Here is a 25,066-nt window from a genome sequence, read left to right on the forward strand (position 1 = left end):
GAGTTGCGTCCGGCCTGAGCAGCCCGGATGGTCGGATGATGAAGGCGATCAGCTACAGCAGGTACGGCGGGGCAGAGGTCCTGGAGTACGGCGAGCGGCCCGACCCCAAGGTCGGCCCGGACAGTGTGCTGGTGAAAGTGCGGGCAGCGGCCGTCAACCCGGTCGACTGGAAGGCCAGGGAGGGCCATCTCCAGTCAGGACTGGAGGCCGTCTTTCCGGTGATCCCCGGCTGGGACGTCTCCGGAGTCGTCGTACAGCCCGGTATCGCCGTCGACGAATTCGCTGTCGGCGACGAGGTCATCGGCTATGTGCGGGAGGACTTCCTGTCCCGCGGCACCTTTGCCGAGTACGTCGCGGCCCCCGTGCGCACCCTCGCCCGCAAGCCGCTCAGCCTGAGCTTCGAGGCGGCGGCGGGCCTGCCGCTGGCCGGTCTCACCGCGTACCAGGTGCTGCACCGCTCGCTGCGGATCCAGGACGGCGACACCGTGCTGGTCCACGCGGCCGCGGGCGGGGTGGGCTCACTGGCCGTCCAGCTCGCCCGGCACGCGGGCGCCCGCGTCATCGGCACCGCCAGCGACCACAACCACGACCATGTGCGAAAGCTCGGCGGCGAGCCGGTGGCGTACGGCGAAGGGCTCGCCGACCGGATCAGGGCCCTGGCCCCCGACGGGGTCGACGCCGCCTTCGACACCGTCGGCGGCGAGGCCCTGCGTGTCTCCGCGGAAGTGCTGAAGCCCGGGGGCCGGCTGGTGTCCATCGCGGACGGCGAGGTCTTCTCGTACGGCGGCCGCTACGCCTTCGTACGGCCCGACGCCGACGACCTCGCCCAGCTGAGCGCCCTGGCCGAGCAGGGCGTCATCTCGGTCCATGTCGACCGCACCTTCCCGCTGGAACAGGCCGCGGACGCCTACCGGCTGAACGAGGAGGGGCGCACCCGCGGGAAGATCGTCGTCACCGTCCCCTGGGACAGCTGACGGCCCCGACACGTCCCCTCAGAAGATCATCGCCGCTGCGAACACCGCGAGCGCCACCGCGCACACCGCCGCCGTCAGCGCGCCGCGCGGCGACAGCGGTCGCGGCTGCGCGGTCGCCATCCCGCGCACCCGCCGGTGCGCCACCTGCAGAAAGCCCAGCCAGGCCAGCACGCTCAGCGACAGGGCGACGAATCCGGCCGGGGTCGCACCGTTGTGCAGGGCCTGCCTGCCGGCCAGCAGAGCCACCACCGTGCAGGACAGGGTGGTACGCCGCCACGCCAGCCTGGTCCGCTCGGGCTGCAGCCCGGGGTCCCGGACGGCGGCCGTCAACGGCTCTCCCAGCCGAAGACGACCACCACCACCATGGAGACGGCGACGACGGCGACCGCAAGTCCGAGCAGCGCCGGGAAGCGGGAGACCGGCAGGTCCTCGCCGCGCCGCATCGCCCGCTCGCACCGCACCCAGTGGTTGACCGCCCGCAGCGCACACAGCACACCGGCCGCCAGCAGTGCGAGCGCCAGCCCCGTCCGGACCCCCCAAGCCAGCTCCGGCAGGAACTGGTCGACGGCGAAGCCGCCGCCGATGAGCGCCAGAGCCGTCCGGATCCAGGCGAGGAAGGTGCGCTCGTTGGCGAGCGAGAAGCGGTAGTCGGGGGTGTCGCCCTCGTCACGGATCCGCTCCGGCGCGAACCACAGCCTCAGACCTTGTACGAAGTCGTTCACGTCCGAACCCTAACCAGCGCTCTGCCGGTCTCCTGCCGGGGCCCGGCCTGCCCGGTACTCCCGCAGCCGGCGATACGTCTCCAGGCCGTCCGGCACCCACTGCCAGTCGCCGAGCCGCTCCGTCAGCTCGTCATCGGTGAGGAAGGTGTGCCATGCGACCTCCTCCACCTGCGGGTTCACCGGCAGCTCGCACCGCACCTGGTACACGTGCGACCACCAGGTGTGCTCCGCGCTCTCGTAGAGGAACTTGAAGAGCGGCTCAGGGCGGGGGAGTCCCGTGACACCGAGCTCCTCCTCGGCCTCGCGCAGCGCCGCCTCGTCGTACGACTCGCCCGCGCCGACCACCCCGCCGACGAACATGTCGTAGTGCGAGGGAAAGACCAGCTTGGTCGGGGTCCTGCGGTGCACGAAGAGCCGGCCCTCGGCGTCCCTGGCCTCGATGAAGACACAGCGATGGCGCAGGCCCCGCGCGGTCGCCTCGCCGCGCGGGGCCTGACCGACGACCTCGTCGTTCTCGTCGACGATGTCCAGAATTTCGTCAGCAGCAGTCATGCAGCCCATCCAACCTCACCTCCGGAACCGGGGATCATCGTCCGGAACCGGGCGGGGTGGACGCATGAACCGCGCGCCCGGCGAGCCGCCCGTCAGTGCGGCTGCAGGCTGCGCTTCCGGCGGTGGTGGTCGTGGCCCGTCGGCATCGCCGGGTGCAGTCCCAGCAGCACGATCCCGACGACGATCGCCACCAGCCCGGCCGCCTGCCAGGCCAGCGCGCCCGCATCGGTGCGCACCTGGTCGCCCAGGAAACCGATCCCGCAGGCGATCCCGGCCAGCGGCTGGGCGGCGGTCAGCGCGGGCAGCGACATCCGCAGCGGCGCCGTCTCGAACGCGCTCTGCACCAGGATCAGCCCCGTCACGCCCAGCACCACCACCGCGTACGGCTGCCAGCTCGTCACCAGTGCCGTCCACCCCGCGTCCGACAGCACCTCCCCGCTCATCCGGGTCAGTGCGTCCTGGAGGCCGTACAGCAGCCCGGCCGCCACCGCGAGCAGCGCCGGGGCCGCTCCGTGCTGCGAGCGTTTGGCGAAGGTGGTGAGCAGCAGGGCTATGCCCACGACCACGCCGACCACCAGCCAGTGCCGCAGTGCGTTCGTGATCGTCTCGCCGCCCTGCGGCCGGCCCCCCAGCAGGAAGGCGGTGACACCGCCTGCCAGCAGCCAGAGCCCGGCCCAGCCCTGTCGGCCGAGCCGCTGGCCGGTGCGATGGCGCGACAGGGCCATGGCGAAGAGCAGATTGGTCGCCAGGAGAGGCTCGACCACGGATACCTCGCCCTTGCCCAGGGCCAGCGCCCCCAGCGCCATGCCGCTGACCATCAGGCCGATCCCGGCCAGCCAGCTCCGCACCTGCATCAGGTCGAGCAGCAGCCGGGGGGAGAGATAGTCCCTCCTCGGGGCGTGCCGGGCGGCGGCCTGCTGCAGGACAAAGCCGAATCCCAGACAGCAGGCGGCGCTCACGGCGAGTACGAGCACCAGCACCGACACGCTTCTCTACCTCAAGTCCGGCCAGGAGAGGGTGATTTGTTTCGACGATAGCGCCTCCGGGGGGAGGATGCGGCCGGAGCGCGTCCGACCGGGCGGTTGACGCCGCAGCGGCCGGTGCCGAAGATCTGACGCACGAGTAACTTCCGGCGCTCCCTCGCGGACCCCGACTCGCCCCGACTCGCCCCGACAAGGATGGAAACCATGGCGTACGACGCTGATGTGATTGTGATCGGGGCAGGGCTCGCGGGTCTTGTGGCCACCGCCGAGCTCGTCGACGCGGGCCGCACGGTGATCCTGCTGGACCAGGAGCCCGAGCAGTCGATCGGCGGCCAGGCGCACTGGTCCTTCGGCGGCCTCTTCCTCGTCGACTCGCCCGAGCAGCGCCGCATGCGGATCAAGGACAGCCACGAACTGGCCCTCCAGGACTGGCTCGGTACGGCCGGCTTCGACCGCAAGGAGGACCACTGGCCACGGAAGTGGGCCGAGGCGTACGTCGACTTCGCGGCCGGTGAGAAGCGGTCCTGGCTGCACGCCCAGGGACTGCGGATCTTCCCCGTCGTCGGCTGGGCCGAACGTGGCGGCTACGACGCGAACGGCCACGGCAACTCCGTACCCCGCTTCCACATCACCTGGGGCACCGGCCCCGGTGTCGTGGCCCCCTTCGAGCGCCGGGTCCGCGAGGGCGTCGCCAAGGGGCTCGTACAGCTGAGGTTCCGCCACCGGGTCACCGGCCTCGGCCGCAGCGCGGGCGCGATCGACACCGTGACCGGTGAACTCCTCGAACCGAGCGGCGCCCAGCGCGGCACCGCGAGCAGCCGCGAGGCGACCGGCGCCTTCGAGCTGAAGGCCCAGGCCGTGATCGTCACCTCCGGCGGCATCGGCGGCAACCACGACCTCGTACGCAAGCAGTGGCCCGAACGGCTCGGCACCCCGCCCGCGAAGATGCTCTCCGGGGTTCCCGCCCACGTCGACGGGCTGATGCTCGGCATCACCGAGGAGGCGGGCGCCCACCACATCAACCGCGACCGGATGTGGCACTACACCGAGGGCATCGAGAACTGGAACCCCATCTGGGCCAAGCACGGCATCCGGATCCTGCCGGGACCGTCCTCGCTCTGGCTGGACGCCCGCGGCAAGCGGCTGCCGGTGCCGCTCTTCCCCGGCTTCGACACGCTCGGCACCCTCGAGCACATCATGAGGTCGGGCTACGACTACACCTGGTTCGTTCTCGACCAGAAGATCATCGGCAAGGAGTTCGCGCTCTCCGGCTCGGAGCAGAATCCCGACCTGACCGGTAAGTCGATCCGCGGTGTGATCGGCCGGGCGCGCGCGGACGTGCCGGGACCGGTGAAGGCGTTCATGGACAACGGCGTGGACTTCGTCGTCGAGAAGGACCTCGAATCACTGGTCCGCGGCATGAACGCGCTCACCGACGAACCGCTGATCGATGTGGCGGAGCTGCGCCGCGAGATCACCGCGCGGGACCGCGAGACAGCCAACCCGTTCACCAAGGACCTCCAGATCACGGCGATCCGGGGCGCCCGCACGTATCTCGGCGACAAGCTGATCCGTACGGCGGCCCCGCACCGCATCCTGGACCCCGGGGCCGGTCCGCTGATCGCCGTACGACTCAACATCCTGACCCGGAAGTCGCTCGGCGGCCTGGAGACGGACCTGTCGTCACGGGTGCTCGGGGAGGACGGCACACCCCTGCCCGGTGTGTACGCGGCGGGGGAGGCGGCAGGCTTCGGCGGCGGCGGGATGCACGGCTACCGCTCGCTCGAAGGAACGTTCCTCGGTGGCTGCATCTTCTCCGGGCGGGCGGCGGGCCGGGCCGCGGCGGAGGCGGTCGGCTGAGGGCTCCGATCCGTGGGCCGTCCGGAGAGGTTCCGGCCGGCCCACGGGGTCGCCGTTCTCGACGCCGGTGCGGCGATGGCTGTGGAAATGTCATGGGCATGTAAATTCTCTGTCCTGGGGTCTACCCGCATAGACCACGGGGCGTCATCCTGGTCGCGCACCTCAACCGGCGCCCCCTCGTATGAGGGTCGCGCGCCACGCGCCACCTTCCACGCACGGAACGAAGCCCCGCTCGCAGACCGGATCTCCCGCGTGACCGGAGAGGATGAGCAATGAGGATCGTGACCAAGGCGCTCGTCGCCACGGCATCCGCCGCCGTGCTGGCCATGGGGGCGCCCGCGCAGGCGGTGGTGCCGCCCGAGCACGCGGTGATCGTGTGTCAGAGCGCGAGCTTCTACGCCAACTACGACAGCTCCTCCGGGCCCACCGGGCTGATCCGTGTCCTGGGCTACGGCAACAAGGTGGGCCACACCCGCGGCGCCCACCCCGTCTACAACGGCTGGGCCGCCACCTTCGACTTCGGCAAGGGCGACTGGGGCTACGTCCGCAATGAATGCCTCGGCGGCTACGGCTCCTGGTGACGCAGTCCCGAACGTCGTACCGCACGCCGATCTCCGGAAGGACTCGTCATGCCCGCACTCCGCACCGTCCGAGCAGTCGCAGCCGTGGGAGCCCTGACTGCGGGCCTGCTCATGGCCGCCGGGCCGGCCCAGGCCGCGAACGGCACCATCGGCCGACGTGAAACCGTATGCGCACAGGACCTGTATGTGCGCACGGACCCCGGCGGGGCCTGGACCGGGACCCTCTACAAGGGGCAGACCTTCACGGTGGAGAGCAAACAGAGTGGCTGGGTGTACGGGTTCGCCTACGGCGACATCAACCGTCACGGCTGGGTGCAGGACGGCTGGTTCTGCTGACCCACGGCACAGCGGCGCGCCAGGGCCCTGCTGAGTGCCTCGACGGCGGCTGGGCGGAGGTCAGTCCTGCGTACCGTGGGTCGGCCGGTCCTCCGCCCCGACGACCGGAACGAGCAACTCGACGACCCGGAACCGTTCGGCGACGACCAGTGTCTCGTCGTCGACCGTGAACTCCGGGTCGCCGAGCGCCTCCCGCATCTCCTCGCCCTGCCAGAACCGCTCATGGCTCGCGCGCCATGCGGCCACCGAGGTGTCGCCCTCGCCCTCGTCGATCGCGTGCTGGAGATCGATGTCGCCGAGCCGCAGGATCCGTACCTCGGTCACCTCCACCACCGCGACCTCCCGGCCGGCCGAGTCGATCACCGCCGACCGCTCGCCCACCGGAGGCAGCTCCTCCTTCTCCGCCTCGTACTCCGCCAGCAGCCCCGTCGTCGACACCTTCGCGCCCGAGAGCACCGCCCTCACCAGCTGATCGCGCAGCGGGCCGGGGAAGGCGAGAAGAAAGGGCTTGAGAGGCTCACGGTTCGGCATGGCGCAAGTCTGGCATGCCCCGTCACGTACGTGATGAGGGCTCATGAATGCCGGGTTCCGGCCAACTCTTCTGCAAATGAATGCAGTTGATCAAGGTCAACTCTTGACGTGGAGCCTTGCCTACCGCTTGGCTGTGCGCGATCAGGAATGCCCGCGCACCACCGCTCTCACCCCAGCTCTCACCGCCGTCCTTTTCCAGCCCGTACCTGCGCGTACCCGTTTCGCAAAGGAAGCCAGCGGTGTCCCCGCCCCCGCCTCCCCTGGGCCGCTCCCGAAGACGGGGCGGACGCTCCGGCCATCTCTTCGACCCGGCGCTCGACGACACCGAACTCATCGAGGTACGAGGGCAGTTCACCCAGGGACGGTGGACCAGGGCCCGCTCCCTGCTGGTCGGGACCGGCAGCGACTGGGACCGCCGCAGCCATCGCGTCGTCGCCCTTGCCGAGACTCCGTCCGCCGTCGGCTGGGCCCGCGACTGGCTGCTCGCCGAACCCGACAGCGCGGACGCCGCCACCCTGCTGGCCTGCGCCACCGTGGTCCGAGCCCTGCACGGCAAGGACACGCCCGAGGCGGCCCGCGAGGCCTGCCTGCGCGCCGCGCGACTGGCCCCCGACGACCCCACGCCCTGGCTGGGACAGCTGATGCTGGCCCGTGTGCACGGCACGCAGGAGGAGGCCGGGAAGCTCTTCGACGCGGTACGCATCCGCCACCCCGACCACCACCACGCGCATCATCTGATGACGGCCCGGCTCGCCGAGAACCACCCCGACAGCGGCCAGGACCCGCTGCACGAGGTCTACGACTTCGCCGCCTGGGCCGCCGAACAGGCCCCAGCCGATTCGCCGCTCGCCGTCCTCCCCGTCGTCGCGCACGCCGAGCGCTACCGCGTCCTGGTCGCCGCGGGCAGCGAGTCCGACGACCCGGTGCGCTCCGGGCACTGGTCGGGGCGGCGGGCCCGGCAGGTGATGAAGGCCGCGTTCGACTGGTGGCTGGAATGGGAGCGCGAGGACCACCCGCGCAACCGCGCCGACCTCAACTTCCTGGCCCACGCCAAGGTCTGCGAGGGCAGGCCGGCCGAGGCAGCCGCCCTCTTCCTCCGTATCGGGCCCCACGTGACGGCCGCCCCCTGGTCGTACTCGGGCCGGGACCCGTACCAGGCCTTCCTCACGGCGCGCGGTACCGCGCTCGGTACGCCTTGAGGAGCCACCCGCCGCAGATCCACCCGCTGCTGTGCAACTCCCAGTGTTTCTCCCCTGATTCTCCTCAACGAAGGGACCACCCCCGCCATGTCGACGGGCAGTTCGAGAACGAGTGAGACCGGCGTGACCGGCGATACGGGCGGCATCAGCACCTACAAGGGTGAGGAGCGGGCCCTGCGTGCGGACCGGCTCGGCACCCCTGGGCTGCTGCTCTCGGTGCTCGCCGCAAGCGCCCCCCTGATGGTCGTCGCCGGGGTGATGCCCACCGTCTTCGGCGTGATGGGCATCGTGGGCCAGCCCCTGCTGTACGTCATCCTCGGCATCGTCCTGATGCTGTTCAGCGTCGGCTACGCGGAGATGAGCCGGCACGTCCACAACGCCGGTGCCTTCTACGCGTACATCGCCCGTGGGCTCGGCCCGACCGCGGGCGCCGGGGCCTCGCTCGTCGCCCTCGTCGCGTACAGCGCCATGCAGGTCGGTATCTACGGCATCCTCGGCTTCGAGGTCTCCGGGCTCTTCTCCACGTACCTGGAGACGGACGTTGCCTGGTGGATACCGGCTGTCGTCGCCGTACTGGTCGTCGGTGTCCTCGGCTGGCTGAAGATCGACCTCAACGCCAAGGTCCTCGGCGTGCTGCTGGTCGTCGAATGCGCCCTCGTCGTGATCTTCGACATCGCAGCCGTCTCCAAGCCGGGACCTGAGGGCCTGTCCATGCACGCCTTCAACCCCGACACCCTCACCGGCGCCGGACTCGGCACCGCGCTCTGCTTCTGCATCGCCGCGTTCGTCGGCTTCGAGCAGGCCCCGGTGTACGCGGAGGAGACCAGCCGCCCGCAGATCGTCGTCTCCCGGGTGATGTTCCTCGCCGTCGGCTATGCCGCGCTGTTCCTCGCGCTCAGCTCCTGGGCGCTGACCGTCGCCGCGGGCCCCGGGTTCATCGCGGACAGCTCCCTCAAGGAGGGGCCTGCGCTGCTGTTCGGTCTCACCGAGGACCGGCTCGGCACGACCTTCACCGATGTACTGCACGTGCTCTTCGTCACCGGCATGTTCGCCGCGCTGCTCAGCTTCCACAACGTCGTCGCCCGCTACGCATTCGCGATGGGACGCGAGAGCCTGCTGCCCGCCGCCTTCGGCCGTACCAACAAGTCCAGCGGCGCACCCGCCACCGGCTCGCTCCTGCAGACCGTCGTATCCCTGGTCATCGTGCTGGCCTTCGCGTTCACCGACGACAACCCGGTCGGTGACCCGACCGCCCCCGTGCTGCACCTGTTCACCTGGATGGGCAATGTCGGCGCGCTCGGCGTCATCCTGCTGATGGCCGCGGCGTCCTTCGCCGTGATCGCGTTCTTCGTGAAGCGCGGCGCGGGCCGGGCGCAGCTGCCGCGGCTGATCGCCTCCGGCCTGGCCGGGGTGGCGATGCTGGCGATCGCCGTCTTCACGGTCCGGGACTTCGACGTGCTGGTCGGCTCGGGCCCGGGCTCGGTGCTCAACTGGGTGCTGCCCGGCGTTGTCGTCGCCGCGCTCGTCATCGGCCTGGTGTACGGCGCGGTCCTGCGATCCGCGAAGCCGGAGGTGCACGCCAGGATCGGCCTGGGCAACGAGGCGTTCCAGTTGGAGAAGGCGGCCGAGAGCGGTTCGGTCCAGCACTGAGCCCGGTCGCCTTACCGAAGTGTGACGGACACCCGCAGCCCCTGGTGACGGGCGGCTGCGGGTGCTCGAATGGTCCGGTGAACAGTCGCCCTCCCGATGCCGAAGGCACACCCGTCGGCCGCCGCCTGGTCCTGACCATGCTCGGGGCCGGCGCCGCCGCAGTCGTGGCGGCGCCCGCCCTCCAGCGGGTGATGGAATCCGGGCTCGGCGCGGTCGCCGACAAGGACCCCACCGGCCTGACCGGGCTGCTGCCCAACGGCGGCGGCTTCCGCTACTACTCCGTCGCCTCGTCCGTACCGAGGAAGAGCGCCGCCGACTACCGGCTGACGGTCGACGGCCTCGTCGACCGGCCCGCCACGTACACCCTGGACCGGCTCCGTGCCCTGCCACAGACCAGGCTGGTCCGCGACGTCCAGTGCGTCACCGGCTGGCGGGTCCCCGAGACCCCGTTCGAGGGTGTCCGGCTCTCCGCGCTGCTGGACGCGGCCGGGGTGCGGCCCGGAGCGAAGGCGATCCGTTTCACCTGCTTCGACGGTACGTACAGCGAGAGCCTCACCCTCGACCAGGCACGGCGCCCCGATGTGCTGGTCGCCCTGCGCATGCAGGACAAGCCGGTGGCCCACTCGCACGGCGGTCCGGTCCGCCTCTATGTCGCCCCGATGTACTTCTACAAGTCGGCGAAATGGCTCTCCGGGATCACCGTCACCGACTCCGTGAAGCCCGGCTACTGGGAGGAACTCGGATATGACGTCGATGCCTGGGTCGGGCGGTCCAACGGCCGCGACGACGACCCCACCGGCTGAGCCCGCCGGGCGGATGCACCGCTTCAGCAGTGCGGAGCGCTGGGTGCACCGCAGCACGGCCTGGCTGATGCTGGTGTGCGTGGCGACCGCGGCCTGCCTGTACGTACCCCAGCTCGCCGAACTGGTCGGCCGCCGTCATCTCGTGGTGACCGTGCACCAATGGTCCGGGCTGCTGATCCCCGTACCGCTGCTCGCCGGTCTCATCTCCCGGGCGCTGCGCGCCGACCTGTCCCGGCTCAACCGGTTCGGGCCGCACGACCGGGTGTGGCTACGGGCGGTACGCCGCCGTGACCACCGGCCCGGGTCCCGCCCGGCCGGGAAGTTCAACGCGGGTCAGAAGCTGTACGCGGCCTGGATCGCCGGCGCAGTGCTGGTCATGATCGGCACCGGGGTGCTGATGTGGTTCACCGGTCTCGCCCCGCTGATGTGGCGTACCGGCGCCACCTTCGTGCACGACTGGCTGGCGCTCGCGATCGGGATCGTGCTGGCCGGGCACATGGCGATGGCGCTCGCCGACCCGGAGGCACGCCGTGGCATGCGCACCGGGTCGGTCGAGCGCCATTGGGCGCGGACCGAACACCCGCTGTGGGGGGAGTCCGACGACGGGCCGGACGATGATCCGGCGCGTCGCCAGGGGCTGTCCGGCTAGAGGATCAGCGACAGCAGCAGGATGAAGGCCAGCGAGACCACGGAGATGATGGTCTCCATCACCGACCAGGTCTTCACCGTCTGGCCGACGCTCATCCCGAAGTACTCCTTCACCAGCCAGAAACCGGCGTCGTTGACGTGGCTGAAGAAGAGGGAGCCCGCACCGACGGCGAGGACCAGCAGCGCCGCGTGCGACGTCGACATGTCCGCGGCGAGCGGGGCGACCAGACCGGCCGCAGAGATGGTGGCCACGGTCGCCGAGCCGGTCGCGAGCCGGATCGCGACGGCGATCAGCCAGCCCAGCAGGAGCGCCGGGATCGACCAGTCCTTGGAGAAGTCCAGGATCATCTGGCCCACACCGGCGTCGATGAGGGTCTGCTTGAAGCCACCGCCCGCACCGACGATCAGCAGCACACCCGCGATCGGGGCGAGGGACTTCTCGACGGTGGTGGAGAGCCGCGCCTTGGTGAAACCGGCGGCCCGGCCCAGCGTGAACATGCCGACTATGACGGCCGCGAGAAGAGCGATCAGCGGCGAGCCGATCACATCGGTGACCCGCTGGACGTGGTTCTCCGGGTTGTCCACGACGATGTCGACGAGGGCCTTGGCCAGCATCAGCACGACGGGCAGCAGGATGGTCGCCAGCGTGGCGCCGAAGCTGGGCCGGTGCTCCAGTTCCTCGGACGGGCGCTGCGGGATCATCTTCTCCGGCGCCTTGATGTCCACCCAGCGGGCGGCGTACCGGGAGAAGACCGGGCCCGCGATGATCACCGTCGGGATGGCGACCAGCACACCGAGCGCCAGCGTCACACCGAGGTTGGCGCCGAGGGCGTCGATCGCGACCAGCGGGCCGGGGTGCGGCGGGATCAGCCCGTGCATCACGGAGAGACCGGCGAGCGCCGGGATACCGATGCGCATCAGGGAGTAGTTGCCGCGCTTGGCGACGAGCAGCACCACCGGGATCAGAAGCACGATGCCGACTTCGAAGAAGAGCGGCAGACCGATGATCGAGGCGATCAGCACCATGGCCCACGGCATGGCCCGCCCGCTCGCCTTCGCGAGGATCGTGTCGACGATCTGGTCCGCGCCGCCGGAGTCGGCGAGCAGCTTGCCCAGAATGGCGCCGAGCGCGATCAGGACGCCGACACCCGCGACCGTGGAGCCGAGGCCGGCGGTGAAGCTGGCGATCGTCTTGGCGGGGGCGGCGCCGGCGAAGGAGCCGAGCGCGAGTGATCCGATGGTCAGCGCCAGGAAGGCATGCAACTTGAACTTGGTGATGAGCAGAACGATGACGGCGATGCCCGCCAGAACGGCGATGCCCAGCTGCGCGTTACCGGCCGAAGTTATGGGTTCGACGGCGTCCGCTGCCAGCATCTCGACGCTGAGACTGGTCACGGTGATGATCCTTAGACTTCGAGCCGGCGCAACGCGGCGACGGCTCGCTGGGTGATTTCTTCGGGGGTGCCGGACACATCGACGGCGACGCCGGCCTCGTCGTCCTGCAGCGGCTGCAGGGTGGCGAACTGCGAATCGAGCAGTGCGGTCGGCATGAAGTGGCCCTTGCGCTCAGCCATCCGCTCCTCGATGAGGGCGCGGTCGCCGGTCAGATGGAGGAAGACGACCCCGGGGGCCTCGGCCCGCAGCCGGTCGCGGTAGACCCGCTTCAGCGCCGAACTGCTGACGACGCCGCCGAGTTCGGCCCGGCCGTGCGCCCACTGCCCGATCGCATCGAGCCAGGGCCACCGGTCGGAGTCGTCCAGCGGGGTGCCGGCCGACATCTTGGCGATGTTCGCCGCGGGATGGAAGTCGTCGCCCTCGGCGTACGGAACGCCGAGTTCGGCTGCGAGCAGGGGGCCGATCGTGGTCTTGCCGGTCCCTGCTACGCCCATCACCACGACGACGTGGGGGGTGCTCATTGGTGGTGCCTCGCTGTCTCCGTCGACGTCTTCCTCGACATCGGTCCGTCGCGCTACTGAAACCTATACGTACGACTTATTCAAGATGCTGTGACATAAACGTCGTACTTTTTGTTCCTCAAGGGCGCCCCGTAGGCTGTGTCCATGACCACACAGGGCCCCGGGCTGCATACACACGTGCTGGACACCCTGGGCCTGGAGATCGCCGCGGGTGACTGCCCGCCGGGCCAGGTGCTGCGCACCGACGAGCTCGCCCAGCGCTTCGACGTCTCCCGCACGGTCGTACGCGAAGTGGTCCGCGTCCTGGAGTCCATGCACCTGGTCGAGTCCCGGCGCCGGGTCGGTGTGACCGTGCGGCCGACCGAGGCCTGGAACGTCTACGATCCGCAGGTCATCCGGTGGCGACTGGCGGGCGCCGACCGGCCGCGCCAGCTGCGCTCCCTGACCGTGCTGCGCTCGGCGATCGAACCGGTCGCGGCGGGGCTCGCGGCCCGGCACGCCACGCCGGACCAGTGCGCGGCCCTCACCGAATGCGCGCTCGGGATGGTCGCGACCTCACGCGGTCAGCAGCTGGAGCGCTATCTGGAACACGACATCGCGTTCCACCGGATCGTGCTCAACGCCTCCGGGAACGAGATGTTCGCGCGGCTCGGTGACGTCGTCGCCGAGGTCCTGGCGGGGCGCACCCACCACCAGGTGATGTTCGAGGACCCCGACCCGGCGGCGGTCACACTCCACGTACGGCTCGCGGAGGCGGTGCGGGAGGGCGATGCGGTCGAGTCGGAGCGGCTGACGAAGGAGATCGCCGTGGGCGCCCTGCACGAGCTGGACGTCCTCGCGCCCTGAGGCCGTTCACCGAGGTGCTGTGCACGAGCCGGCCGTCCACCGCGCCTGAGGCCCGGCCTCAGGCGCCGGACGGGCTCGCTGTCACATGCTGCAGCCGCGCCGCCGCCGCCGCGAGCATCATCTCCAGCGCCGCCGGATAGCCGCTGCGGCCCATCTCCGCCACCAGTACCGACGCGGTCGCCGCGATGTGCGGATGCGTGGTCCGCTCCAGTCGTGCGTACGTCTGCGGCCACGTCTGCACCTCCAGCGCGCGGGCCCGCTCCGACAGCACCAGCGTCGACGCGTCCAGCGCTGCGAACGACAGCGTCTGGTCGACGAACACGTGGTAGATCCGCACCGCTTCGCCGTCCGGGAAGCCCGCCCCGCGCAGAATCCCGAGGATGGTCTCCACCGCCTGGATCTCGTGGGTACGGCCGGTGACCCGGGCACACGTCAGCATGGCCGCCTGCGGATGAGCCAGATAGTCGGCATGCATGCGCAACCCCAGGTCACGCAGGTCGGCCCGCCAGTCACCGGTCGCCCGCCAGCCGGACAGCGTACGGCCGATCAGCTCGTCGGCCACCGCGAGCAGCAGCTCGTCCGTGTCCCGGAAGTACCGGTAGATCGCGCTCGGATCGCACCCCAGGGCGGCGCCGAGCCGGCGCACGGTGAGTGCCGCCGCCCCGTGCTCGCCGATCAGCCGCAGCGCCGTCTCCACGATCAGCTGTTCCGACAGCACCGTGCCCTGCTTGGTGGGACGCCTGCGGCGCCGCGCCCCCTCCGCCACCACCCGCTCGCTCGCACTCATGCGGCGCACCTTATGACAACAGCGTTGACGTGCGGAACCCCCGAGGAGTTCGATGTGCCGCCATCGGGGCCGAAGAGCGCCCCTCGGCGAAGGAGCCACCGTGACGGACTCACCCACCCCCTACGGCAGCGACCCACCAGGAGCCGCGTCCCTCAGGAAGAGCCTCGGCGTCGTCGACGGATTCGCCATCGCCGCGTCCTCCACCGCCGCAACCACGAGCATCGGCATCGGTCTCGGCGTCACCGCGGGCGCCGTCGGCCTCCATCTGCCGATCATCATGCTGCTCGGATTCCTGCCCATCCTGGGCATCGCGAGCGCCTACTCCCGGCTCAACAGGGTCGAGCCGAACATGGGCAGCGGCTACGTCTGGGTCGGCCGCTCCCTCAGCCCCTGGCTCGGCTTCCTCGTCGGCTGGATCGGCATCGTCTCCACGGTCGTCTTCCTCTCGTACACCACGACGGTCACCGGATCCGCCCTGCTCCAACTCGCGGACGAGGGCGGGCTGCACACCCTCGCCGGGCTCCACCTCGACCCGGACTCCACCGCCCAGTCGACCGCCCTCGGCATCGCCGTCCTGATCGCCGTCACCTTCACCGCGATCACCGGCATCCGGTCCGCCGCCAATCTGCAGAAGTACCTGCTCGTCTTCGAGTACGTCGTACTGCTCGGGTTCTGCGGGTACGGACTGGTCGTCGGCCCGCACCCGTTCAGCCTGGACTGGATCAACCCGTTCACCATCCCCTCCGGGCAGCAGCTCGCCCAGGGGCTTCTCCTCTCGGTCTTCTGTTACTGGGGATTCGAGTCCTCGTTCAGCGTCAACGAGGAGGTCCGCGACCCGCAGGACGCCTCCAGGGCCGGGCTGATCACCCTCTTCACCATGCTCGGCCTCTTCCTCCTCGGCTCCTTCGCCTTCCAACGCGTTCTCTCGCTGGACGAGTTGACCGGTCACGGCGCGCAGGGGCTCACCTACTTCGGCGACCGGCTCGCCGACCAGCCGCTCGCCGCGCTCCCGCTGATCGCCCTCACCTTCTCCGCCGTGGCCTCCCTCCAGTCCGGTGTGATCCCGACCGTGCGCGGCATGTTCGCGATGAGCCGGGACCGTACGCTCGGTCCGCTCTGGACGAAGGTCAGCCCGCGGTTCGGCACACCGGCGGCCGGAACGGTCGCGATCGGCTGTGTCGCCGCCGCCGTCGCGGTCCTGTCCCTGGTGATCCCGAAGGTCGGCGACCTGATCCTGGCCTCCGTCAACGCGATCGGCGTCGTCGTCTCGGTCTACTACGCGCTCACCGCGCTGGCCGCCGCCGCCCGCTTCCGCGGCCTGCTGCGCGAAAGCCCGTCCGAGGCGCTGCGTGCCGTCGTACTCCCGGTGCTCAGCGCCGTCGCGCTGCTCGGCCTCGGCGGCTATCTCTGCTGGTCCTTCTACACCTCCGCCGACCACTTCGAGATCAGCCCGGACAACGGCTGGTTCATGCTCTTCTGCCCGGCGGCCATGCTGTTGACCGGCGTGGGTGCGGCGGCCTGGGCCAAGTGGGTAAGGAAGTCCCCGTATTTCGTCACTGGCCGCTCCCTCGCCCCTGCCGAACCCGCGGTCACCGAAGCGGCCTGATCCCGAGCACGCCACCCCACGACTCCCACGGAAACGGAACCACCCATGCACCACACCCCCGCCGATCTCGTCCTCACCGGCGGCCCCGTCCTCACCATGGACCCGGCCCGCAGCCGCGCCACCACGGTGGCCGTCACCGGCGACCGCATCACCGCCGTCGGCCACGACGAGGTGCGTGAACTGATCGGTCCGAGGACCGAAGTCGTCGATCTCTCCGGCCGACTGCTCGTTCCCGGCTTCCAGGACGCGCACATCCACCCGGTCACCGCCGGCCTCGAACTCGCGCAGTGCAACCTGACGGAGTCCCGTACGGCGGCGGACACCCTCGCCGCGGTACGGGCCTACGCCGACAGCCATCCGGACCAGGAGTGGATCACCGGCGGCGGCTGGTCCATGGAGGCCTTCGACGGCGGCAGCCCGACCCGGGACCGGCTCGACACCGTCGTACCCGACCGCCCCGTCTTCCTGGTCAACCGCGACCACCACGGCGCCTGGGTCAACACCCGCGCCCTGACGCTCGCCGGCATCACCCGCGACACCCCCGACCCGGCCGACGGCCGCATCGAACGCGACGACCGGGGCGAGCCCACCGGACTCCTCCAGGAGGGCGCCATGGACCTGGTCGCCCAGCACACCCCGCGCTCCACGCCCGCCGACCGGCTCACCGCCCTGCTCCGCGCCCAGCGCCTCCTCCACTCGTACGGGATCACCGCCTGGCAGGACGCCATCGTCGGCGTCTACGGCTCGATGGACGATGCCTCCGACGCCTATCTGACCGCAGCCCGCGACGGATCGCTCACCGCCCGTGTCGTCGGCGCCCTCTGGTGGGACCGAGAGCGCGGCGCCGAGCAGATACCCGAACTCGTCGCCAGGCGGAAGGAGCTGACAGGCGGACGGTTCCGGGCCGGCTCGGTGAAGATCATGCAGGACGGGGTCGCCGAGACGGGCACCGCCGCCCTGCTCACCCCGTACCTCGACGCCTGCGGCTGCGCCACCGCCAACAGCGGCACCAGTTTCGTCGACCCCGTCGAGCTGTGCCGGTACGTCACCCAACTGGACGCCCTCGGCTTCCAGACCCACTTCCACGCCCTCGGTGACCGCGCCGTGCGCGAGGCACTCGACGCCGTCGAGGCCGCCCGCACCGCCAATGGCCGCACCGACACCCGGCCCCACCTCGCCCACCTCCAGATCGTCCACCCCGACGACATCCCCCGGTTCCGCGAGCTCGGTGCCACAGCCAACATCCAGCCGCTGTGGGCCGCCCATGAACCGCAGATGGACGAGCTGACCATCCCCTTTCTCGGCGACGAACGCGCCGCGCTGCAGTACCCCTTCGGCGCGCTGCTGCGGTCCGGCGCAACCGTTGCCGCGGGCAGCGACTGGCCGGTCAGCAGTGCCGAACCGCTGCACGGCATCCACACCGCGGTCAACCGGATCGCCCCGGACGGCGAGGGTCCGGTCTTCCTGCCCGGGGAGCGCATCGGGCTCACGGCCGCCATCGCGGCGTACACGGCAGGCTCGGCCCATGTGAACCACCTGGACGACACCGGTTCCATCCGTGCCGGAGCCCTCGCCGACCTGGTGGTCCTGGACCGTGACGTGTACGCGGGCCCGCCCGAGGAGATCGGCGCCACCCGGGTACTCCAGACATACGTCGGCGGACGCCGGGTCCACGACACGGAGGCCTGACACACCGGCAGGGCGGCCCCGAGGAACCTCCGGTGGGGCCGCCCTGCCGCGCGCCACCGCGCCACCGCTGCCGTGACACCCACCCACCGCGTACGGTTGTTCGCGTTCGATCACCGGGCATCGGTCGCACGTCACAGAAGCCCGGACCGTCACGAAAAGGGAGACCGCGGTATGGCGCAGCAGGTACAAGGGGTCATCGCACCGGGGAAGAACGAGCCGGTACGGGTCGAGACGATCGTGATCCCGGACCCCGGCCCCGGCGAGGCCGTCGTGAAGATCCAGGCGTGCGGCGTCTGCCACACCGACCTGCACTACAAGCAGGGCGGCATCAACGACGAATTCCCGTTCCTGCTCGGCCATGAGGCCGCGGGCGTCGTGGAGTCCGTCGGCGACGGCGTCACGGATGTCGCTCCCGGCGACTTCGTCATCCTCAACTGGCGTGCGGTCTGCGGGCAGTGCCGGGCGTGTCTGCGCGGCCGCCCCTGGTACTGCTTCAACACCCACAACGCCGGCCAGAAGATGACGCTGCTGGACGGCACCGAGCTGTCGCCCGCACTCGGCATCGGTGCGTTCGCGGAGAAGACCCTGGTCGCCGCCGGTCAGTGCACCAAGGTCGACCCCGAGGTCTCCCCGGCCGTCGCCGGGCTGCTCGGCTGCGGCGTCATGGCGGGCATCGGCGCCGCCATCAACACCGGCGAGGTCGGCCGCGGCGACTCGGTCGCCGTCATCGGCTGCGGTGGCGTCGGCGACGCGGCCGTCGTCGGCGCGCGGCTGGCCGGCGCGGCGAAGATCATCGCGGTGGACATCGACGACCGCAAGCTGGACATGGCGAAGAAGATGGGTGCCACGCACACCGTCAACTCCCGCTCCACCGACCCGGTCGAGGCGATCCGCTCCCTGACCGGCGGCAACGGCGCCGACGTCGTCATCGAGGCGGTCGGCCGCCCGGAGACGTACAAGCAGGCGTTCTACGCCCGCGACCTCGCCGGCACCGTCGTCCTGGTCGGCGTCCCCACACCGGAGTTGCAGCTCGAACTTCCGATGATCGACGTGTTCGGCCGCGGCGGCTCGCTCAAGTCCTCCTGGTACGGCGACTGCCTGCCCTCGCGCGACTTCCCGATGCTCATCGACCTGCACCAGCAGGGCCGGATCGATCTCGGCGCGTTCGTCACCGAGACCATCGGACTCGGCGACATCGAGCAGGCCTTCACCCGGATGCACGGCGGCGACGTGCTGCGCTCGGTGGTGGTCTTCTGATGACCGCCCGCATCGACCACCTAGTCACGTCCGGCACGTTCGCCCTCGACGGCGGCGAGTGGGACGTCGACAACAACGTCTGGATCGTCGGCGACGACACCGAGGCGATCGTCATCGACGCCGCCCATGACGCCGCTGCCATCGAGGCCGCGCTGGCCGGCCGTACGCTGCGGGCCATCGTCTGCACGCACGCGCACAACGACCACATCGACGCGGCACCGGACCTCGCCGACGCCACCGGTGCACCGATCCTGCTGCACCCCGACGATCTGCCGCTGTGGAAGCAGACCCACCCGCACCGCACCCCCGATGCCGAACTGGCCGAGGGCCAGGAGCTGGAGATCGCCGGGACCACCCTCCAGGTCCTGCACACGCCCGGTCATGCCCCGGGTGCGGTCTGTCTGTACGCCCCCGAGCTGGCCACCGTCTTCACCGGGGACACGCTCTTCCAGGGCGGCCCCGGCGCCACCGGACGGTCCTTCTCGCACTTCCCGACGATCGTCGAGTCGATCAGGGACCGGCTGCTCGCGCTGCCGGCGGAGACCACCGTCCGTACCGGACACGGCGACTCCACCACGATCGGCGCGGAGGCACCCCACCTGGACGAGTGGATCGCCCGGGGCCACTGACCGCGCCGGGTCTCACCGGTCCGGCCACGCCGACAGCCGCAGCCCGCTCTCGAAGCGGCGCGGCTCGCCCGTGACCGGATCGGTGAACTCCAGTACCCGGGCCAGGAGTTGCAGCGGACGCGTCCAGTCGTCCGCCGCACCCTCCGGTTCGACCACCGGATAGACCGGATCGTGGACGAGCGGCAGCCCCAGACCGTTCATGTGCACCCGCAGCTGGTGGGTCCGGCCGGTGGCGGGCAGCAACCGGTATCGGCCGAGCCCTTCCCGGTGCTCCAGCAGTTCGATCCGGCTCTCGCTGTTCGCCTCGCCCGGCTCCTCCCGGGCGGCGATCACCCCGCGCTCCTTGACGATCCGGCTCCGTACCGTACGGGGGAAGGCGATCGAGGGGTCGTACGGTGCCACCGCCTCGTACTCCTTGCGCACCAGCTTGTCCCGGAACAGCGTCTGGTACGCACCGCGGTCCTCGGACCGTACGACGAAGAGCACCAGGCCCGCGGTCAGCCGGTCCAGCCGGTGCGCGGGCTGCAGCGACGGCAGCCCCAGCTCCCGGCGGAGCCGCGCCACGGCCGTCTCGGTGATGTGCCGGCCGCGCGGTGTCGTGGCAAGGAAGTGCGGCTTGTCGGCAATGACGAGCCGGGCGTCGCGGTACACCACACCGACCGGGAACGGCACCGGCTCCTCGGGTGCGAAGTCCCGGTGGAACCAGAGGAAACGGCCTGCCGTGTACGGCTCGTCGGGGGCCACGGGCCCCTGCACCGAGACGAACCGGCCCTCGGCGAACATGGCGTCCACCCGGTCCGCCCCGATCGCACCGGCGAACCGCGCCAGCAGATGATCGCGGACCGTCGCCCACTCACCGTCCGGATCCTCCGGGAGCCGCACCCGGACCGGATCGATCCCGTCCCGCTGCGGCAGCGGCGCCGACGGAGGCTTCGCGCGGCCTCTCATCGCGCAGGCCCTGCCTGTTCATCGGCGTGCGGGGTGCGGCGGCTCGAGGTGCTGGTGGTCATGGTGCGGCAATCCTGTCACAGCGTCGGCGCAGGTCACCGACGGCTGCGCGGTCACGCTCCACCGGCATCGGACGGGTGGCAGCGGCCTCTCCCCGGTGGCCGCAGCCGGTGCGCACCGAGAAGGAACGGGCGCTGCTCACCTCCTGCTCACTCCACGGTCGAGAACACGAACGAGAACTCCGCCGCGGCCGCGTCGAGCCGGTACTGCGGCAGCACGCCCGGTCCGCACGACTGCGAACCGATGCCCTGTACCGCGTGATCCAGATTGACCCAGACGGTCTCCCCGGCCACCAGATCCGGCAGATGCTCCGCCGCATCCAGCTGCTCGCTCGTCCACCGCCGCGCGGTGAACCAGAACGGCGCACCCCCTTCGGCCCGCAGCCCCGCACCGCCGCCGTCCGTCAGCTCGGCCCACCGGACGCCGGCCCGCGCGCCGTTCTCCTGCGGCCGGACGTACGGGGTCTGCATCGCGTCCACGGGCATCTCCCACCGCCCGAGCACCGACGCGGCCCGGGTGTCCGGGTACGCCTCGCCGGGCCCGCCGCCGAACCACCGCGCCCCGCCGTACGCGGCAGGCAGCCCGAACCGGATCCCGAGCCGGGGCAGCGGCACCCGCCAGTCGCCCTCCGGTACCACGGACACGGTGAGCCCGAGCCGCGCCCCGTCTGCGGTCCACCGGTACGCCGTACGCAACCCCAGGTCCACCCCGGCCGGTGCCACCCACGTCCGTACGGTCAACGACTCCTCGTCCACGTCGACGGCGTCGATCCGGTGCCGCATCCGGTGCAGCCCCAATTCCCGCCAGCGCAGCCCGTACCGCTCGTCCGGCTGCCAGGTTGCACCGTTGTCGTTGTCGGTGGGCGCCCGCCACACATCGAGCCGCAGCGCCTCCACCGGCACGCCACCGAGCCGCACCGGCGCACCGGTCGCCGCGTCGAAGACCCCGCTCCCGAGCGTGATCACCCCCTCACCCGCCTCCGGACGCGAGCCCACCGCGGCCGCGGCCGGGACCGCCGCACCGACCTCCACCTGCCCCCACGCCACCTCATGCCCGCGCTCCGCCCACGCGGTGTCCTCGGCGAGCAGCGCCCGCACGGTCCATACCCCCGCGCCGTCCCCGGGGAGCCGCACCTCGGTGTGGGCTCCGGGTGCCAGGTCGGGCACGGTGAGCGGGCCCGAGCCGCGGACCTCGCCGTCCACCTCGTGCGACCAGACGAACTCCACGTGGTCCAGCCCTGCGAAGTCGTACCCGTTACCGATCCTGACCGTCCCGGCCGACGTCCCGGCCTCGATCCGTACCGGTTCGATGACCTTCTTGTACTCGATCAGCCCGGGGGAGGGAGTGCGGTCGGGGAAGAGCAGCCCGTCGCAGACGAAGTTGCCGTCGTGGAGTTCCTCGCCGAAGTCCCCGCCGTAGGCGAAGCCGTGCTCCGGGTGGGCGAGACCGTGGTCGATCCACTCCCAGACGAACCCGCCCTGGCAGCGCTCGTACCGCTCGAAGAGCCGCTGGTATTCGCTCAGACCGCCGGGGCCGTTGCCCATCGCGTGCCCGTACTCGCACATGATGAACGGCATGGCGCGCCGCCGGGCGTCCAGCTCCGGATCGCCCCACGGGTCCTCGGCCCGCTTCCCGATCAGCTCGACCTCGGCGTGCGTCGGATACATCCGCGAGTACAGATCGACGTCCTTGCAGGACAGATCACCCTCGTAGTGCACCAGCCGGTCCGGATCCCGGCCCTTGATCCAGTCGGCCATCGCGGTCAGTCCGCGCCCCGACCCGCATTCGTTGCCCAGCGACCAGATGATCACCGACGCGTGGTTCTTGTCGCGCTCGACCATCCGCGCGGCCCGGTCGAGGAGCGCCGGGGTCCACCTTTCGTCGTCGACCGGGTTGTTGCGCCACTCGAGGTCGACAAAGCCATGAGTCTCCAGATCGCACTCGTCGATCACCCAGAGCCCGAGCTCGTCGCAGAGATCCAGAAACGCCGGATGCGGCGGATAGTGGCTGGTCCGTACGGCATTGATGTGGTGCCGCTTCATCAGCACCAGATCCCGCCGCATCGTCTCCGCGTCCACGGCGCGCCCGGTCTCCGGGTGGAACTCGTGCCGGTTCACCCCGCGGAACAGCACGCGCCGGCCATTGACCTGGACGACCCCGTCCTCGACGACGACGGTACGGAAGCCGATCCGCAACGGGATCCGCTCGCCCGGTGTCACCAGCTCGCCGTCGTACAGCCGGGGCGTCTCGGCGGTCCACGGCTCGACCGGTACGGTCATCGCCTCACCCGTCGCGACGTCGACCCCCAGCTCGGGCACGACCACCCGGCCCCCGGCCGCGTCGCACTCCACCCGCAGGGTGCCGGCCCCGGCGCGGTGGTCGTAGCCGGCGTGCACGAAGAAGTCCCGGGACGCCCCCTGTGGCCGGTGCAGCAGCGTGACATCCCGGAAGATCCCGGGCAGCCACCACTGGTCCTGGTCCTCCAGATAGCTCCCGGACGACCACTGGTGCACGCGGACGGCCAGGACGTTGCCCTCGGCCCGCACGATGCCGCCGACCGCGAACTCGTGCGGCAGCCGCGAACCCTTGAAGTCCCCCAGCTCCTCGCCGTTGAGCCAGACCCGGGCGGCGGACTCCACCCCGTCGAACCGCAGCACGACGTCGCCGCCCACCGGCCATCCGTCGGGCAGGTCGAAGGTCCGCAGGTGGTCACCGGTCGGGTTCTCGGTCGGCACGTGCGGCGGGTCGACCGGGAACGGGTAGACGACATTGGTGTACGCGGGCGCTCCGCCGACCCCTTGCAGTACCCAGTGCCCGGGCACCGCGACCGTTTCCCAGCCGGACGCGTCGAACCCGGACCGTGCGAACGACGCGTCCTCGGCGGTCGCGGTCGGCGAGAGCCGGAACCGCCACTCCCCGTTCAACGACATCCGCAGCGCGTCCGACCCCGCGTACCAGGACCGGGGCGGCAGTCCGCCCGATCCGGGGGACACGTCCATGTGCCAGGGGAGAGAGTGGCTGTCCGTACGGCTCATGATTCTCCTCGCTCGGCAACGCCCGCTTCGCTGCTGGACGTTAGTCAGGGGTGAACCGTTTCAACAAGGGGGCGGAGAGCGGCGCCGGACGGAGAAGCGGCCAGGTGTCGGTGCCCGGAAGCAGGGCTCCGGGCGGGACCGTCCGCGCGGCCGGCAGCGTCGGGCGTCCCGGGCGCGTTCGTTGGCCCGGTTGCGTGACATTCCCGCCCCGCCCGGACCGCTCTGCGCGCCGGGTCCGGGCCGCTCGCCGCGCTCGGTGTTCCCTTCCTGGGGAAGGTGGTGCGGTGCGCAGGGCTCGCTTCTGCTCCCGGCAGGACGGTGCGGTGACGCCGCAGCGCCCTTCCCGCAAGCGACTGCCGGTTCAGCGGCCCGCCCGGCGGCGAGGTCTGCCGCTGGACGGGCCGCCCTGAGTGCCGAAGGAGAAGTCGTGGTGGCTGGAAGTACCGGTGAGATCCGGAGCGCGATGTCCGCGCGGCTCGTGGCAGGGCAGAAAGCGCTGGTGACGGGGTCCAATTCGGGTATCGGCAGGGCGACCGCGATCGCACTCGGACGGGCCGGTGCGGACGTCGTGGTCAACTACGTCGTCGGCGAGGACGAGGCCGAGAAGGTCGTCGCGGAGATCAAGGGTTTCGGAGTCCGCGCCTACGCCCACCAGGCCGATGTCTCCGACGAGGACCAGGTCGTCGGGATGGTCGCCCGCATGGTCGAGGAGTTCGGCACCATCGACATCATGGTGGCCAACGCGGGCCTCCAGCGGGATGCGCCGAGTGTGGAGATGACGCTCGCCCAGTGGCAGAAGGTCATCGACGTCAACCTCACAGGCCAGTTCCTCTGCGCGCGGGAGGCCGCCAAGGAGTTCGTGCGGCGCGGCGTCGTGCCGGAGGTCTCCCGGTCTGCCGGGAAAATCGTCTGCATGAGCTCGGTCCACCAGATCGTCCCCTGGGCGGGCCATGTGAACTACGCCTCCTCCAAAGGCGGCGTGGGCATGATGATGGAGACCCTCGCACAGGAGCTGGCCCCGCGGGGAATCCGGGTGAACGCCGTTGCACCCGGCGCCATCCGCACCCCCATCAACAGGAGTGCCTGGGACACCCCCGAGGCCGAGGCCGACCTCCTGCGGCTGATCCCGTACCGCCGGGTCGGGGAGCCGGAGGACATCGCCAACGCCGTCGTCGCGGTGGCATCCGATCTGCTCGACTATGTCGTGGGCGCCACGCTGTACGTGGACGGCGGAATGACACTCTTCCCCGGCTTCGCCACCGGAGGCTGACCCCCGCAGGCGGCCCGGGACGCGCCCCGCCGAGAGGTGGACCCGGCGGGGTCCCAGCCGGCCCGCCGACCGCCCGGGCGCTGCGGCGGCCTCACCACAGGAGCGTCGGCCGGCCGCTTCCCGCGGCCGCGGGCCGATACCGGGAGCGCGACCCGCATCCGTACCCCTCCCGTCCGACGCCCCC

General features: G+C 70.9%; 24 protein-coding genes. 14 read left to right on the plus strand and 10 right to left on the minus strand.

All coding sequences use genetic code 11. From position 1 onward, the window contains the following. The first annotated feature begins 38 nt into the window (after window positions 1-38). Window positions 39-974: an NADP-dependent oxidoreductase gene (locus OHA88_RS35055; RefSeq protein ID WP_328629865.1), complete on the plus strand. Its 936-nt coding sequence runs from the start codon at window positions 39-41 to the stop codon at window positions 972-974. An 18-nt stretch (window positions 975-992) separates the two neighbouring features. On the opposite strand, the gene OHA88_RS35060 is transcribed toward OHA88_RS35055, so the two are convergent. The 4 genes from OHA88_RS35060 to OHA88_RS35075 form a co-directional block, all read right to left on the minus strand. After that, window positions 993-1,304, minus strand: a complete 312-nt coding sequence (locus tag OHA88_RS35060) for a DUF202 domain-containing protein (protein WP_328628457.1) — start codon at window positions 1,302-1,304, stop codon at window positions 993-995. Beyond that, window positions 1,301-1,696, minus strand: coding sequence for a YidH family protein (locus OHA88_RS35065; protein ID WP_267006017.1), 396 nt, complete (start codon window positions 1,694-1,696; stop codon window positions 1,301-1,303). Before OHA88_RS35065 ends, OHA88_RS35060 begins: the two co-directional genes overlap by 4 nt. Window positions 1,697-1,705: 9 nt before the next feature. Beyond that, window positions 1,706-2,248 carry an NUDIX domain-containing protein gene (locus OHA88_RS35070; RefSeq protein WP_328628458.1) on the minus strand — a complete coding sequence of 181 codons (543 nt, stop codon included), beginning with the start codon at window positions 2,246-2,248 and terminating at the stop codon, window positions 1,706-1,708. A gap of 92 nt (window positions 2,249-2,340) precedes the next feature. Next, window positions 2,341-3,234 carry a DMT family transporter gene (locus OHA88_RS35075; RefSeq protein WP_328628459.1) on the minus strand — a complete coding sequence of 298 codons (894 nt, stop codon included), beginning with the start codon at window positions 3,232-3,234 and terminating at the stop codon, window positions 2,341-2,343. A 201-nt stretch (window positions 3,235-3,435) separates the two neighbouring features. Between OHA88_RS35075 and OHA88_RS35080 the strand changes: the two genes are divergently transcribed. The 3 genes from OHA88_RS35080 (at window position 3,436) to OHA88_RS35090 (ending at window position 6,008) form a co-directional block, all read left to right on the plus strand. Then, window positions 3,436-5,091 carry an FAD-binding dehydrogenase gene (locus OHA88_RS35080; protein ID WP_328628460.1) on the plus strand — a complete coding sequence of 552 codons (1,656 nt, stop codon included), beginning with the start codon at window positions 3,436-3,438 and terminating at the stop codon, window positions 5,089-5,091. A gap of 272 nt (window positions 5,092-5,363) precedes the next feature. Further along, window positions 5,364-5,672 carry a hypothetical protein gene (locus OHA88_RS35085; RefSeq protein ID WP_326602724.1) on the plus strand — a complete coding sequence of 103 codons (309 nt, stop codon included), beginning with the start codon at window positions 5,364-5,366 and terminating at the stop codon, window positions 5,670-5,672. Window positions 5,673-5,720: 48 nt separating this feature from the next. Next, window positions 5,721-6,008: a hypothetical protein gene (locus OHA88_RS35090; RefSeq protein ID WP_328628461.1), complete on the plus strand. Its 288-nt coding sequence runs from the start codon at window positions 5,721-5,723 to the stop codon at window positions 6,006-6,008. A 60-nt stretch (window positions 6,009-6,068) separates the two neighbouring features. Here OHA88_RS35090 and OHA88_RS35095 read toward each other — a convergent pair whose 3' ends face one another. Next, window positions 6,069-6,539 carry an ASCH domain-containing protein gene (locus OHA88_RS35095; protein ID WP_328628462.1) on the minus strand — a complete coding sequence of 157 codons (471 nt, stop codon included), beginning with the start codon at window positions 6,537-6,539 and terminating at the stop codon, window positions 6,069-6,071. 239 nt (window positions 6,540-6,778) lie between these two features. Between OHA88_RS35095 and OHA88_RS35100 the strand changes: the two genes are divergently transcribed. From OHA88_RS35100 to OHA88_RS35115, 4 genes are all read left to right on the plus strand, one after another. Next, window positions 6,779-7,738, plus strand: a complete 960-nt coding sequence (locus OHA88_RS35100) for a hypothetical protein (protein WP_328628463.1) — start codon at window positions 6,779-6,781, stop codon at window positions 7,736-7,738. An 87-nt stretch (window positions 7,739-7,825) separates the two neighbouring features. Then, window positions 7,826-9,388 carry an APC family permease gene (locus OHA88_RS35105; protein ID WP_328628464.1) on the plus strand — a complete coding sequence of 521 codons (1,563 nt, stop codon included), beginning with the start codon at window positions 7,826-7,828 and terminating at the stop codon, window positions 9,386-9,388. A 137-nt stretch (window positions 9,389-9,525) separates the two neighbouring features. After that, entirely contained in the window at window positions 9,526-10,191 is a 666-nt protein-coding gene (locus OHA88_RS35110) for a molybdopterin-dependent oxidoreductase (protein WP_326608413.1), read from the plus strand. A 13-nt stretch (window positions 10,192-10,204) separates the two neighbouring features. After that, window positions 10,205-10,840: a cytochrome b/b6 domain-containing protein gene (locus OHA88_RS35115; protein WP_328628465.1), complete on the plus strand. Its 636-nt coding sequence runs from the start codon at window positions 10,205-10,207 to the stop codon at window positions 10,838-10,840. Here the strand turns inward: OHA88_RS35115 and OHA88_RS35120 are convergent. Then, a complete protein-coding gene (locus tag OHA88_RS35120) occupies window positions 10,837-12,234 on the minus strand; it encodes a GntT/GntP/DsdX family permease (RefSeq protein WP_030968391.1) in 1,398 nt (465 codons plus the stop codon). The genes OHA88_RS35115 and OHA88_RS35120 overlap by 4 nt on opposite strands. Window positions 12,235-12,245: 11 nt before the next feature. Next, complete coding sequence (locus tag OHA88_RS35125; RefSeq protein ID WP_328628466.1) at window positions 12,246-12,755, minus strand: gluconokinase; 510 nt, start codon at window positions 12,753-12,755, stop codon at window positions 12,246-12,248. 144 nt (window positions 12,756-12,899) lie between these two features. Between OHA88_RS35125 and OHA88_RS35130 the strand changes: the two genes are divergently transcribed. Continuing rightward, complete coding sequence (locus OHA88_RS35130) at window positions 12,900-13,601, plus strand: FadR/GntR family transcriptional regulator (RefSeq protein WP_328628467.1); 702 nt, start codon at window positions 12,900-12,902, stop codon at window positions 13,599-13,601. A gap of 58 nt (window positions 13,602-13,659) precedes the next feature. On the opposite strand, the gene OHA88_RS35135 is transcribed toward OHA88_RS35130, so the two are convergent. Further along, the gene (locus OHA88_RS35135; protein WP_328628468.1) at window positions 13,660-14,388 is read right to left on the minus strand and encodes a TetR/AcrR family transcriptional regulator; all 729 of its coding nucleotides are present in this window, start codon (window positions 14,386-14,388) and stop codon (window positions 13,660-13,662) included. A gap of 52 nt (window positions 14,389-14,440) precedes the next feature. On the opposite strand from OHA88_RS35135, the gene OHA88_RS35140 reads away from it, so the two are divergent. The 4 genes from OHA88_RS35140 to OHA88_RS35155 all read left to right on the plus strand — a co-directional run bounded on the left by OHA88_RS35140 (window position 14,441) and on the right by OHA88_RS35155 (window position 19,569). Then, entirely contained in the window at window positions 14,441-15,994 is a 1,554-nt protein-coding gene (locus OHA88_RS35140) for an APC family permease (RefSeq protein ID WP_443044318.1), read from the plus strand. Window positions 15,995-16,039: 45 nt separating this feature from the next. Next, entirely contained in the window at window positions 16,040-17,683 is a 1,644-nt protein-coding gene (locus OHA88_RS35145) for an amidohydrolase (RefSeq protein ID WP_328628470.1), read from the plus strand. 171 nt (window positions 17,684-17,854) lie between these two features. Continuing rightward, window positions 17,855-18,940: an S-(hydroxymethyl)mycothiol dehydrogenase gene (locus OHA88_RS35150; protein ID WP_267006032.1), complete on the plus strand. Its 1,086-nt coding sequence runs from the start codon at window positions 17,855-17,857 to the stop codon at window positions 18,938-18,940. After that, on the plus strand, window positions 18,940-19,569 hold the full coding sequence (locus OHA88_RS35155; protein ID WP_328628471.1) for an MBL fold metallo-hydrolase: 630 nt from the start codon (window positions 18,940-18,942) through the stop codon (window positions 19,567-19,569). The genes OHA88_RS35150 and OHA88_RS35155 overlap by 1 nt, the downstream gene beginning before the upstream one ends. A 12-nt stretch (window positions 19,570-19,581) precedes the next feature. Here OHA88_RS35155 and OHA88_RS35160 read toward each other — a convergent pair whose 3' ends face one another. Together OHA88_RS35160 and OHA88_RS35165 are read right to left on the minus strand one after the other, a co-directional pair. Further along, window positions 19,582-20,517 (minus strand): pseudouridine synthase, encoded by a 936-nt coding sequence (locus OHA88_RS35160; protein ID WP_328628472.1) that lies wholly within the window; start codon window positions 20,515-20,517, stop codon window positions 19,582-19,584. A 209-nt stretch (window positions 20,518-20,726) separates the two neighbouring features. After that, the gene (locus OHA88_RS35165) at window positions 20,727-23,612 is read right to left on the minus strand and encodes a glycoside hydrolase family 2 TIM barrel-domain containing protein (RefSeq protein ID WP_328628473.1); all 2,886 of its coding nucleotides are present in this window, start codon (window positions 23,610-23,612) and stop codon (window positions 20,727-20,729) included. Between the two features lie 463 nt (window positions 23,613-24,075). Between OHA88_RS35165 and OHA88_RS35170 the strand changes: the two genes are divergently transcribed. Then, window positions 24,076-24,882 (plus strand): SDR family oxidoreductase, encoded by an 807-nt coding sequence (locus OHA88_RS35170; protein ID WP_267008149.1) that lies wholly within the window; start codon window positions 24,076-24,078, stop codon window positions 24,880-24,882. The last annotated feature ends 184 nt before the right edge of the window (window positions 24,883-25,066 follow it).

The sequence above is a fragment of the Streptomyces sp. NBC_00353 genome (assembly GCF_036108815.1).
Classification (GTDB): Bacteria; Actinomycetota; Actinomycetes; order Streptomycetales; family Streptomycetaceae; genus Streptomyces.